Source organism: Nodosilinea sp. LEGE 06152 (genome assembly GCF_015207525.1).
Taxonomy (GTDB): Bacteria; Cyanobacteriota; Cyanobacteriia; order Phormidesmidales; family Phormidesmidaceae; genus Nodosilinea.
The window spans coordinates 288,350-301,385 of sequence record NZ_JADEWR010000002.1; the positions used below are offsets into that span (position 1 = coordinate 288,350).

General features: G+C 50.5%; 10 protein-coding genes. 9 read left to right on the forward strand and 1 reads right to left on the reverse strand.

Translation table 11 applies throughout. The features are described 5' to 3' along the window. Nucleotides 1-81 precede the first annotated feature (81 nt). From IQ265_RS03785 to IQ265_RS03810, 6 genes are all read left to right on the forward strand, one after another. The gene (locus IQ265_RS03785; protein ID WP_194050854.1) at nt 82-915 is read left to right on the forward strand and encodes an alpha/beta fold hydrolase; all 834 of its coding nucleotides are present in this window, start codon (nt 82-84) and stop codon (nt 913-915) included. Between the two features lie 156 nt (nt 916-1,071). After that, a complete protein-coding gene (locus IQ265_RS03790) occupies nt 1,072-1,698 on the forward strand; it encodes a hypothetical protein (protein WP_194050855.1) in 627 nt (208 codons plus the stop codon). Between the two features lie 194 nt (nt 1,699-1,892). Next, entirely contained in the window at nt 1,893-2,381 is a 489-nt protein-coding gene (locus tag IQ265_RS03795) for an SRPBCC family protein (protein ID WP_194050856.1), read from the forward strand. Between the two features lie 155 nt (nt 2,382-2,536). After that, a complete protein-coding gene (locus tag IQ265_RS03800) occupies nt 2,537-3,088 on the forward strand; it encodes a hypothetical protein (protein ID WP_194050857.1) in 552 nt (183 codons plus the stop codon). Between the two features lie 235 nt (nt 3,089-3,323). Next, entirely contained in the window at nt 3,324-3,821 is a 498-nt protein-coding gene (locus tag IQ265_RS03805) for a GNAT family N-acetyltransferase (protein ID WP_194050858.1), read from the forward strand. A gap of 170 nt (nt 3,822-3,991) precedes the next feature. Next, nucleotides 3,992-4,375, forward strand: coding sequence for a nuclear transport factor 2 family protein (locus IQ265_RS03810; protein ID WP_194051130.1), 384 nt, complete (start codon nt 3,992-3,994; stop codon nt 4,373-4,375). A 153-nt stretch (nt 4,376-4,528) separates the two neighbouring features. On the opposite strand, the gene IQ265_RS03815 is transcribed toward IQ265_RS03810, so the two are convergent. Further along, on the reverse strand, nt 4,529-5,320 hold the full coding sequence (locus IQ265_RS03815) for an IS5 family transposase (RefSeq protein ID WP_194050859.1): 792 nt from the start codon (nt 5,318-5,320) through the stop codon (nt 4,529-4,531). Nucleotides 5,321-6,759: 1,439 nt separating this feature from the next. Between IQ265_RS03815 and IQ265_RS03820 the strand changes: the two genes are divergently transcribed. The 3 genes from IQ265_RS03820 to IQ265_RS03830 all read left to right on the forward strand — a co-directional run bounded on the left by IQ265_RS03820 (nt 6,760) and on the right by IQ265_RS03830 (nt 12,991). Further along, nucleotides 6,760-11,166, forward strand: a complete 4,407-nt coding sequence (locus tag IQ265_RS03820) for a PAS domain S-box protein (protein WP_194050860.1) — start codon at nt 6,760-6,762, stop codon at nt 11,164-11,166. Between the two features lie 227 nt (nt 11,167-11,393). Continuing rightward, nucleotides 11,394-11,972, forward strand: a complete 579-nt coding sequence (locus IQ265_RS03825) for a GNAT family N-acetyltransferase (RefSeq protein ID WP_194050861.1) — start codon at nt 11,394-11,396, stop codon at nt 11,970-11,972. A 188-nt stretch (nt 11,973-12,160) separates the two neighbouring features. Further along, nucleotides 12,161-12,991, forward strand: a complete 831-nt coding sequence (locus IQ265_RS03830) for an alpha/beta hydrolase (RefSeq protein WP_194050862.1) — start codon at nt 12,161-12,163, stop codon at nt 12,989-12,991. Nucleotides 12,992-13,036 lie beyond the last annotated feature (45 nt).

Consider the following 13,036-nt stretch of genomic DNA (forward strand, 5'->3'; position numbering starts at 1 on the left):
GTCTGAAATCGAAGCAATCTTAGAAAGATTGATAAAAGCGTAAAATTTGGGAGTACACGTTACAAGTTTAGCAAGGTCGAGATGGATCGAACTGAGCAATTGCAAGACCAGTATGCCAAAGTTGGGGCTGTAAACACGCGGTATTGGCAAGCGGGTGGTTCGGGCAACCCAGTCATTTTGCTTCATGGTGGTGGTGGCTACATCGAGTTGTGGAAGCACAATATTTTTGAATTAGCCACGCATCATCGTGTTTATGCGTTTGATATGGTCGGTGCGGGACGGTCCGATAAACCGGATGCGGATTATACCTTTGATTCCATGGCTCATTTCACGCGGGATTTCATGAAGGCTTTAGACATCCCGAAAGCGAGTTTGCTTGGAACTTCTGCGGGTGGAGGAGTAGCACTCACCTTTGCACTGAACTTTCCAGAGTTAATCGATCGACTGATTCTGGTTGGCAGTGCTGGTCTGGGTAAAGACATCAATTTTCTGTTGCGAATCTCAACGCTTCCAGGTTTAGGCAAATTATTTAGTTCGCCAAGTAAATCAGGCGTAGCAATGTTGTGTAAACAGGCGGTCTATGACTCAAACCTCATTACCGATGAAATTGTCGAGGAGTTTTATCAAATGGCGACACTTCCTGGTGCGGCGGAAGCAACTTTAAGCGTTGGTCGTTCAAACTTCAACATTTGGGGACAATTTCACCAGTCGATTACTGAAAGATTAGGGACTATTGTGGCTCCGACCCTAATTGTTTGGGGTAGACAAGATCCGATGGTTCCTGTAACCCATGCTCAAAATGCCGCTAAACTCATCCCAAATGCTCGGTTGGAAATTATTGAAGAGTGTGGTCATTGGAGTTCGATTGAGCATCCCCAAAAATTCAACCAACTAGTTTTAGGGTTTCTGTCGTGATTTGTAGATTGGTTGCTAGTTACCAGCTACCTAACACGTCATGGCAGCGGACAGGCGAAAGCCGCTGGTGCTGATTTTAGGTTATCTGCCGCCGCTACATTTTGCCGTTGGCCTGCTCAGCCGATAAAATGTAGAGACTCTATGTAGGAGTGGACTATGAAACGCTATGCTGTGGTCACAGACATCCGCACTGGGGAAGTTGTTAGTAAAAATCCTGTTCCTGATTTAAACAACTTTATAAAATCTAAGCAAGTTGAATACCCTGAGCCACAGTACAGTCTGTCTCTTGCCGAAGAATATCCTTCTAAAGAATCGCGTACGTTTATTGTTGTCAAACAGCTTGGAGAGGTTATTTACCGAGCTTGGTACTGCCCACAGAACTGGACTTATGTACAAAGCAGATATCCAACTCCCATCTACAACGTTCAGGTTATTGAGGAGCCAGCGGAAACTAAGTGTACTTATCTGCTAGTTACAAACACACAAACTCAAGAGGTCGTGAAACAATTCCTGGCTGACAGCTGGACCCAAAATGGTCAGCCCAAACTTGAACATTTGGCAAAACGTTATCCACCTCTACACTATAAAGTCAGAGTTCTTGAGGAAGAGCCTACAGGTTCCCGCTCCTACCTAGTTATTGCTGATACTCAAACAGGATCCATTGTTCAAAGAATTGATATTACAAACGGTAATTTTCGATCTATTTATGAGGAAGGGCTTGAACTAAAAGTACAGTACCCAGAACCTCGTTATTGTGTGGATGATGTAGTTGATGTTAAGTAGTGCGATCGCCGATCTTGCAGCGATTGTGTCGTTTTTGCGGCTTTAAGGACTAACAACCTTGGTGCAGCGAATGAGCTCAAGCCTCTTGTAGTGTTGCAAAGATTCTGGCGACCGCTGACCAAGATCGTTAGCCTGCTCCATGCTTGAATTAAAAGAGATGGCGATTGCTGCGTTGTTCTATATCATGGTTCAATATGCAGATCCAGACCGATGCACAAGTCATTGTAAATGCAAGGATTGAAGCCGTTTTTGATGCGTCAACAGATTGCCAGAATCTACCGAGGTTCTTCACTGGCTATAAGGAGATCCCTGCGATCACTAGTGCGAAAACTGTAGATGGACTGCCCCTTCATGAAGGAAGCATACGAATTGTTGATAACAGTGATGGATCATCTATTGAGGAAGTTATTGTCTCATTGAAAAGGCCTAACACGCAGAGATATGAGCTAGTCAAAGGATTTAAGCCACCATTTTCTTGGTTAGTCCGGGTTGCATCTGGAAATTGGTCATACGAAACTCTAGATACTAAAACAAGGGTTGTATGGAGTTTTTATTTTGAGATTCCTAATATTTTTGCTTATCTCGTGTTTCGCTTGGCAGTGCAACGCCCATTTCAACAAGCCCAAGAAATTTGTCTTAGAAACTTGAAGAAGTATGTTGAGGATAATGGGGATAGCATATAGGCTAACAACCCAGATGGAGCGGACTTGCAAGACTATCTATGAATGATGAAGTATGCTTTGTAGCTGCTCATTTGGAACGTTAGGCTGCATCGTTTAAGTTTTTCACACAAAGTCACGGAGAACGCCTATGGATCATGTGTCGCTGCTGTCCACTAGTGGCTCTAAAAGAATACAGAATTGACCGTACTGCCTATCTTTATGAGACTATTAAGTACTACTTTGACGAGCCAGACGCTATTTTTGTCGGTGAGTTCAATGGCTGTCTGGTTCTTATCCATCATGAGCTGACCTGGTTGCTGTTAGAAGAATCGCTGGGCGATCGCGCAGTCAGAATCATTAACTTTTTCAAAAACTCTGAGATAGTCGCTATTGCGGAAAACGGAACATCCTACAGTTTTGGATATGCGTTAATCCGCAATCAGCAACGCATTCGTCTCAAGATTGGTGATGACGGCGAAATTTTGGAAGATGTTGGCACAGCACTTGACGCCGAGAAGAAATTACTTGCAGATATGAACAAACGCGGACAGTACCAAGGGCTAGTAGAGGAAAATTTGTATGAAGGAGACACAATCGAGCAGGCTCACCAACTCGCTCAGTTTGAAGTTTGTTGGCGAGTGCCCAACGTTCTCTTTGAGCAATACCTTCATCAAAAGCTTGACTGGCTGTCAGATAATCTTATATTGACCCGGTGCTTACCAACTTAGAGTGAAAAATCAGATTTTGTTATTAGACTGCCCTGGAGAAGCAAGCGATCGCAATATAACAATCTCATGCACCGGAACGATTTAGTATGGTTGGCTAGTAGCAAAGGTTATCAGCATTCGGTGATTGCGAACGCTGGGCTGCTCAATGATCGGTAGAGACAGCCCTTAAAAGCTATTTGTGAGCCTCTAATGTTAGGTTGGTTCTAGTTTTAGTGACGTGATATCCTGGTTTCTGATGCAAGCTAACTTTACGATTCGTACTGCTAGGCCTGAAGACCGACCAGTTCTTGTCACATTAATGGAATTGCTTCAAGATGCTGAGCATGAGTTGCATCTTAACAGATCACTGGGTGCTGAGATTGGTGATGCCCACTTTGCGTATCTTGAAGAACTTGTTAGAGAACAGAATGGTCAAATATATGTTGCAGAGTCCAAAGAAGGCATTCTTGGTTTTGTTGTTTGTTTCGTTGAGAAATACGATGAGGGGGATCTGCATGTTGTCGAATCAGAGCGAGAATATGGTTACATTTCCGACTTGTATGTTGTTTCGACAATGCGAAAGCGCGGAGTTGCTGCTGCTTTGATGCAGGCGGCTGAACGACATTTTCTGAATTTGAATTTGAAAGTTGTTAGAGTTGGTTTGTTATGCAGCAATGAACCCGCAGCCAAGTTCTATCGGAAAGCTGGATATCAACCGTATGAGATTTTGTACGAAAAGCGGTTCAATGAGTAATCGCAGCACAACAACGCTGTTGCAGCGAACTAGCAGGTTCACTTGGTGTTGCATTAGGTTGATCAGCTGCCGCTGAACAGCAATGGTTGGCCTACTGCGCGGTTGAATGCGATCGCTGTACACACTGCAATCAATGTTAGGCTTTGTCCAACCTCATGCATTCACCTCCTATGTTCGATCAATCGGCACCAGAGATCGAGCCACTACGCGCAGCGTACGCAGCCTTTAACGCGCACGACATTGATGCCGCCCTTGCCCTCATGACCGCCAATGTAGCTTGGCCGAAAGCATTCAAAGGCGGCTTTGTCCGTGGCCCCGAAGCAGTCCGGGCTTACTGGACGGAGCAGTGGAGCGAGATCAATCCCCATGTTGAGCCAGTGGCCTTTCACCGAGAAGATGATGGGCGGGTCTTGGTCGAGGTGCATCAGGTTGTGCGCGACTTGGCCGGTACTGTGCTGGCCGATGAGCACGTTGGCCACCGCTTCACCCTTGAGCACGGCTTAATTCAGGCGATGGAAGTTTGTCCACTGCCAGCATCTAGCCCTGGTGCCTAGCCACGCGCTTTAGCGAACTACAGATGAGTTGGGTTTTCTCTTTCAGAGCGATTGTAAATTTCCTGTAGATACTGTTTAGGCTACTAGGCGTTTGGAGACGGCATCGTTGAGAAGCTTTAGAGGACGTTTGAAAAGGGGTAGGGGTGTAGCCAATTAGGCCAAGCGCCTAAGCATGATGCGAATCATGGCAATTTGGAGCATGGCCTCAGCGTTTTCAGGCAACTGCTCATAATCCTGAACCAAGCGACGCGACCAACGCCACCAGCCAAAGGTGCGCTCGACCACCCAGCGTTTTTTGAGCAGAACGAAGCCCTTTGATTCCTGAGGTCGCAATACAACGTGAACGATCAAACCCAAGGTATCCATCGCCCATTGCAGAAAGTTGGGGCCGCTGTAGCCGCCGTCAACCCAGACTAGATAGACCCGCGCCACGGTTTTACCCAGCTGATGGAGCTTGTGCAGTACCTGTTGACCACCCRCCCGTTCAGGAACACTGGCGGCGGTGACCACAACGGCCATCATCAAGMCCAGAGTATCGACCACGAGATGCCGCTTTCGTCCTTTAGTCGCTTTTGCTACGTCATAGCCCACCGAGCGATGCACCATCGGTGCGGTGGCCACGCTTTGACTGTCCAAAATGACTTCCGATGGGCTCTCGGGACGGTCATGAGCCGCGCGAGTCCACCCTCGCAACCGCTCATGGAGAGTGTCCCAGGTGCCGTCTTTGACCCAGTTACGGTAGTAGGTGTACACCGTTTGCCAGGCCGGAAAGTCGCCGGGCAAATCCCGCCAACTACACCCTTGAGCTACCAGATAGAAGATTGCGTTGAGCACGGCCCATAGACAGACCGTTCGGGGGCGCCCTCCCGGCTTCGCTGCTGGCAGCAAAGGCTCAATCAACTCAAACTGGTCATGGGTCAAATTGCTGGTGTAGGCTTTACTCATCGCTCTCACAGGGCTGTAGTGTTCGTAATCTCAGCCTAGACCGTGTGAGCTTTTTTACTGCCCAGTCAACTTTTCAAACGTCCTCTTAAACAAGAGGCGATCGCTACAAGCAGCGGTATTGGTTAGACCGCCTCAGAGCAAGGGATGAGTTTAATGATGAAAATTTGGTTATGAGCTTATCTGTGGAGCAACAATGCCTCTCACGGCTCGTCTACAGTATCGGTAGCCTATAGACTTGGAGAGAAATACTGTTTATGCAAACGACTCTTCGGCCTCGTACATTAGCCTTAATAACTGCATTTGCATCACTTGCGCTCGTAGCTTACGTCCTTGTGGTTAGCATTGTTCCACGGCCCACAGTTAACAATACTGATGTAATTTCTGGTCGAGTAACCAAGATCATGAATGGCGGCATCAACGATGTCGTTATCTCTCTCGAAGGTGATAACCGTATCTACTACATCAACCGTGGGCTAGAACGTGGAATCGACTTCAACCAATTCACCCAGCAACTCGAAGGAGAGCAAATCGAGTTACACGTAATTCGGCTGAAGTGGTCTCCTCTTAACCCCTCCCGTCAGGTAGTACCCATTGGGCGTGTGACACTTGGACAAAAGGTTTTATTCACAGACTTTTAAGAAGCGATCGCGTAGAAGGTCAGCTGCGTAATTTGCCCAAGCTTTCGGGTTTTCCTGCTGATTTTGGAAAAACCCTGGGCCACGTTAGAACTGCCGTCGCGGGTTAAGTTATCTCTGGCTCATCCTTAACTTGAGAAGAGGTGAGATAGGTAGGCCATGAAGCCGTGATTGCTTCGCAACGCTGCACGAACGTTAAACGCAGCCGTCCCTAGTACTTGGCTAGTGAAGCGAAGTTGTGAGCCTTTCGGCGGGCACCGCCAACGGTTTGGCGTTCTCCCTCTAGAGAACGCCAAACCGTCTACAGACCGATCCCTAACCCCGCTGGGGCGGCTGCGCCAACTCTGTTCGAGGGACAGTCACTGTTAAGCTGTCAAGTCAGAGCGCTAAAGCTCGATCGCTCAAAGGCGCACTCTGCCGCCTGCTGCCAAACTTGACCTACCCGCAGCCAGCGAACCTGTGCAAACTGCCCAAAGGGATAGCTATACTAATTTTCTCTACCCTTTCTTTACGCTACGGATTACGAAGACACTTTAGCTCTTTGAGTATTTGTACTGGTTCAAAATTCTATACAAAGGTAAATCATATTCTTTAGAGTCTTAACGTTGCGCAATATGGCTGCCAAAATATTGGGATACTGAGCTTCTAGGCCGCTCCAAAGAGCATGATACGGCTTAACCTGTCCACTCAGTCTAACGGAGCTGATACAATCCTAATTAATAAGACTGACTAATCGCCATTATAAATCTTCAAATACCGCACTTTGCCGACTTGCCGCTATTCCTGAAAACTGGATTTCTACGTATGTCAATTCACCGCACTGTCTTGGTAATTGCTGACTCAGAGAGGAGCAGCAACGACTACGGAAGGCAGCTGCAGCAGGATGGGAATGTGGCCTACAAGATTTTATCGGAGCAGTCTACGCTTCCTCAGCTTTCTCAGCAGATTGACGGCATTCTTCTAGAGTTTTGCTCTCCTCAGTCCAACCGAATGCGGCTGCTGCGTCAGCTTAAAGAGCAAATGGGCGATCGCTGTCCGCCCATTGTTGTAGTCGACAGCGGCGACACAAAAATTGCCGTTCAGGTGTTCAAGAGTGGCGCAGCAGATTACCTGATTAGAGATCAGACTACTCCCGATGATTTGCGCTTGGCTATGCGCAGTGCGATCGAAAATGCCGAGCTGCGACGAAAACTGCAGCGCAGCCAGGAGCAGTTTCAGGCCTCCGTTGAGACCATGCTCGACTGCTTTGGTATCTTCTCGGCCATCCGCAATGAGGCGGGGCAAATCGTAGACTTTCGAATTGACTATCTCAACCGGGCCGCGTGCGAAAACAACCGAATGTCCAAAGACATGCAGCTGGGGCGAGGGCTGTGTGAACTCTTGCCCGCCCATCGCGAATCGGGGCTGTTTGACGACTACTGTCGGCTAGTCGATACTGAAACGCCGCTGATCAAAGAGGCGCTGCTCTACGAAGACACCTACACTGGTGGGCAGCGGTTGGCGCGGGCGTTTGATATTCGGGCAACCAAACTGAACGATGGCTTTGTGGCCTCCTGGCGGGATGTCACCGATCGCAAGCAGTTGGAGCTAGAGCTGAGCCAAACGATCGCCGATTTGCAACAGCAGCAGCAGCGCTCACAGCGGCTAATTGATACCGCTCCCATTGGCATTGGCGTGGGCAGCGCCGACGGAAAGGTGAGCGTGGTCAACAACGCCATGCTGCACCTGCACGGGCTAACGCGGGAAGAATTTGAGCACCAGGGCATGACCCTGCGGAGCTTGATTCCGCTCCAGCAGGCTGAACCGAGCGACCAGGGGGCGCAAACACAGCCCCAGGGCTTTACACCCCCGGTAGAAAAGGAGCTGCTCCGTCACGATGGAACGCGGCTGCCGGCCTGGATTAGCAGCACCCAGGGGCTCGATGGCACGGGTGAACAGGTCGCGTTTGCGATCGATTTAAGCCAGCAAAAACAGGCGGCTGCCGCCATTCAGCAGCTCAATCAGGAATTGACCAACCGAGTTACCGAGCTGCAAACCCTGCTGGAAGTGAGCCCGGTCGGCATTGCGATCGCCACCGATGCCGCCTGTACTCAAATGCAGAGCAATGCCTACCTGCGGCAGCTGCTTGGGGTAGAGCCCGAGAACAATGTTTCAAAGAGTGCGCCCGACCCCCATCAACCGCCCTATCGCACCTTTCAGGCGGGCCAAGAAATAGCCCCTGAGAACTTGCCAATGCAGATTGCTGGCAGAACCGGGGTAGAGGTGCGCGACGTAGAATTTGACATTTTGCTGCCCAACGGCACCCTGCACCAGCTGCTGTGCTATGCCACGCCCCTGCGGGACGATCAAAACCAGGTCAGGGGTGTGATCGGCGCTTTTCTAGACATCACCCACCGCAACCAAGACGCGGCCGAACTCAAAGCCAGCCAGCAGCGGTACCGAGAGCTGGCCGAAGCAATGCCCCAAATGATCTGGACAGCCGACGCCGCCGGAGTGGTCAACTACCGCAATCAGCGCTGGTACGAGTACACCGGGCTGAGCGAAGCGGAGTCGATCGGCACGGCGAGAGCAAATGCCGTTCACCCCGATGACCGCGATCGCGCCCTGGGGCAGTGGCGCGAGGCGATCGCCCAGGGAGAATCTTTTGAAACAGAATGCCGCTTTCGCCGCCGGGACGGCCAGTATCAGTGGTTTATCTGCCGAGCCGTGCCCACGCGAGACCCCCAGGGGCACATTACCGGCTGGATTGGCACCATTACCAATATTGACGACATCAAGTGCAGTGAGGCCCTGGTACAGCGGCAGCTGGCGGAAATTGAAGCTATTTATAAATCGGCCCCCGTTGGGCTAAACGTGCTCGACACCGAGCTTCGCTTTGTGCGCATCAACCAGCGGCTAGCCGACATCAACGGCCTGCCCATTGACGCTCACATTGGGCACAGCGTGCGAGAGCTGTTTCCTGAGCTAGGGCGCACCGTTGAGGAACTGCTGTACCCCATTCTAGAGACGGGCGAACCGCTGCTAAACGTCGAAATTCAGGGAGAAACGCCCGCGCAACCGGGTGTAAAACGCACCTGGCTAGAGCACTTTTTCCCTTTGAAAGCTGGCCAGCGAGTGATTGGTATCAGCACGGTTTGCGAAGACATTACCGAGCGAATTCAGGCAGAAGCGGCCCTGCGCCAGAGTGAAGAGCGCTTCCGCGATATGGCCGACAACGCCCCGGTCATGATCTGGGTAACCAACTCCAGCGGCCACTGCACCTATCTCAATCGGGGCTGGTATGAGTTCACCGGGCAGATCGAGGAAACGGCGCTTGGGTTTGGCTGGCTCGACGCGGTGCACCCCGCCGACAGCGAATCGTCTAAAGCTATTTTTTTAAGCGCCCACGCCCGCCGCGAACCCTTTCGCTTAGAGTATCGGCTGCGCCGTCAGGATGGTGAATACCGCTGGACGATCGATGCGGCCAACCCCTGGTTTGACAAGGATGGGGAGTTTAAAGGATACATCGGCTCTGTGATCGACATTAGCGATCGCAAACGTGTAGAAGCCGCCCTGCACGAAAGTGAGAACCGCCTGCGCCTGACTATGACCTCAGCCGAACTTGGCACGTGGGACTTTAACCCCAGCAGCCAAACCCTAAAGTGGGACGACCAGTGCAAGGCCATGTTTGGGCTATCGCCCAGGGCTGAGATTAGCTGGGAGGTTTTTTTGGCCGGACTGCACCCGGAGGACCGCGATCGCGTTCATCAAGTTGTGCTGCAGTCATTCAACCCCGAAAGCAACGGGGATTACAACATTGAGTACCGCACCGTCGGCCTAGAGGACAACATCGAACGCTGGGTCGCAGCGAGGGGCAAAGCATTCTTCAACTCAGCCGGAGTTGTCACCCGCTTCGTCGGCACTATTCTCAACATTACCGACAAAAAGCGGGCTGAAGCCGAGCGAGAACAATTGCTGCGGCGCGAGCAAGCCGCCCGAGCCGCCGCCGAACGCGCCAATCAAATCAAAGATGAGTTCTTGGCGGTGCTCTCCCACGAACTCAGGTCGCCTCTGAACCCCATTCTGGGCTGGACGAACCTGCTACAAACGCGTCAGTTTGATGCCGCAAAAACCGCCGAAGCCCTGGCCATTATTGAGCGAAATGCCAAACTACAGACGCAGCTAATCGATGACTTGCTCGACGTTGCCAAAATTTTGCGGGGCAAACTCAGCCTGACAATGACCTCGGTCAATCTATCTGCCGTAGTCGATGCGGCGATCGATACCGTCAAAACAACGGCTGTAGCCAAGGGCATCTCGCTTCATGCTCAACTACCTAACGTGGGTCAGCTGTCTGGAGATGCCGCCCGTCTGCAGCAAATTGTTTGGAACTTGTTGTCTAACGCCATTAAATTCACGGCCAGAGGCGGACAAGTAGACATTCGGCTAAAGCACATCACCCTTCACAACGAAGCCCCAGACCAAGAGAACTCTTCAGCCTCAGGGGCCCATGCCCAGTTTCCCTACGCCCAAATCACCGTAACTGACACCGGTAGGGGCATTTGTCCAGACTTTCTTCCCCACATTTTTGAATCCTTCCGGCAGGAAGACGCCTCCATTACTCGCAATTATGGCGGCCTAGGGTTGGGCCTGGCGATCGTTCGTCAGCTGGTTGAGGCTCACGGCGGCAGCATCGTGGCTGACAGCGCGGGGGAAGGCCTGGGAGCCACCTTTACGGTTCGATTGCCCTTGCTAAGTGTTGAACCCAAAACCCAGCCGACCGCTAAGCTACTCCCACAGGATCTCAATCTCTCCGGAATTCGAGTTCTGGCCGTTGATGATGACCCCGATGCGCGCGAGCTATTGACGGTTTTACTCACCTACTACGGCGCAGACGTGCTGACCGTTACCTCGGCGGCGGCAGTGCTGGCAAATATCGAGTCGTTTCAGCCCGATGTGTTGGTCAGCGATATTGGCATGCCTGGAATCGATGGCTACACCCTGCTCCAAAAGCTGCGGGCTTTACCCGCCACAAAAGGAGGACAGATTCCGGCGATCGCCCTAACAGCCTATGCCAGAGAAGACGACCACCAGCGCTCCATCAGCAGTGGGTATCAACGGCACGTAACCAAGCCCCTTCAGCCAGAACAGCTTGTTCAGGCGGTAATGGCACTGGCACACCAACCACGACACCAACCCAACCCAGAGCAGCACTCGGGGCCTGCCACCTAACTCACTGTGCCCCATCGCTAAACCGTAGCGCTAGCGATGGGGCACAGTGGCCGAGCCGACAAAACGTACGACGAGGCACGCATAATCGCTCAATAGAAGAAGCTACGCAGATGGCAACGATCCAATACATTGTTATCCTGCTTCGTTCCTTGGCAGGGCATTCCTATTAGCCCTCAACATCAATCTACTTGCATAACGAATTCGCTTTAAAGTTATCAATCAGTTAAATGGCGATTTTAAAACCCTCAACACAGTTTTTGGCGAGTGGGGCGGACGTAACTATTCGGAGTGCTGCGCCAAAAGATGCAGCTGCCACACTGAGCCTGTTTCGCTCGATTGTCGAAGAGAAGGTCTATACATTGGCGGAATTAACCGAGTTAACGACGACGGTTGAAGACGAACAAGCTGCGATCGCTGAAGACCAAGCCTGTCCAGGAAATCTTTGTCTAGTTGCAGAAGTTGATGATGAGATTGCCGGGATGATTCGCGCCGAATCAGGGGCATACCGACGAACACGGCATTTTGCCGATATTGATTCAATGTGGGTGAGAGCTAGCTGGAGAGGATGCGGGATTTCAGATCTATTAATGTTTTCTCTACTAAAGTGGGCAGAGCAACATTCCGTTTTGGAGAAGCTTGGATTATTTGTGTTCTCAACCAATACAAGAGCAATCAAGTTTTATGAAAAGCACGGTTTCGTCATTGAGGGAAAATACTCACGCGATATGAAGTTTGGCGAGGGTAACTATGTGGACACAGTTGCAATGGGACAGTTAATCAAGCCACGTGATGTGCCAGCAAAATAACAAGCCGTTGGAGCAGCATATTTAGTCTCTTCGCTGCGTTGACAATTCTCTTGCTGCCGCACAACTTGGTCGTTGGATAGCAAGAACTAAGAAAATTACGGTTAGCCGTAGCGCTTATCTCTCTTTAGAGAGTCCCGTGAAGTATTAAGGCTTGTTACAGTCACAGGGATGGTGAGAATGGCAAGCGCATGTTTTTCAACCAGGCTTCGGCATCGCGATTTCAACTGGATGAACATTCTGTTGAGCTAGAGAATTGCAGTATTTTTTATACGCAGGGTGGGCTGAAGTCAGATTCAGTTCCCATTCTGTTTCTACACGGCTGGGGAATCTCTGCCGTGCCTTATCACGAAGTTTTGAACCTGCTGGCGCAGCACCATTTCGTAATTGCTCCTGATTTGCCCAGTTTTGCGCGATCGCCCTACCCCAACCTGATTGCAGACTACGACGGCTACGCCAAATTTTTGCTTTCGTTTCTAGACGCTTTGAATCTTCAACAAGTACACCTAGTAGGGCACTCGCTGGGAGGAGGAATTGCCATTACTCTATCTGCGCTTGCTCCAGATAGAGTAAAAAGCGTGGTTCTAGTAGATAGTACGGGCATTCCGACGGTATCTATCCCGGAGATAGTACCAAGAAGAGCAATTGAAATGACAGCCCAGTTGCTTCTGCCAAGGCTAAGATTAAAACTGGTTGATATTCCTCAAGTCTTCACCTACAACCTTTTGTTCAATACAGGAAATGTCATTCAAGCGCTGCTGCTTTCGCTACAGGTAGATTTGAAACATCTGTTGCCAAAAATCGAAGCTCCTTGCCTGCTGCTATGGTCAGAAAAAGATCTAACCGAACCAATGAGTGTCGCGCGGGAAATGGCGGCATTGATTCCAGATTCCAGACTAGCGATCGTAGAGGAAGGCTGGCACGAATGGGGGCTTTGGTATCCCCAAAAATTTACATCGCTCATACTTGACTTTGTTCATCAAGTCGAGCGGACTGATGCAGTTGCAATGGGTCGTTTTTAAGCAGGGAGCAGTCAGGATTTCGCTAAGTACAGCTGTTAAGTTTGC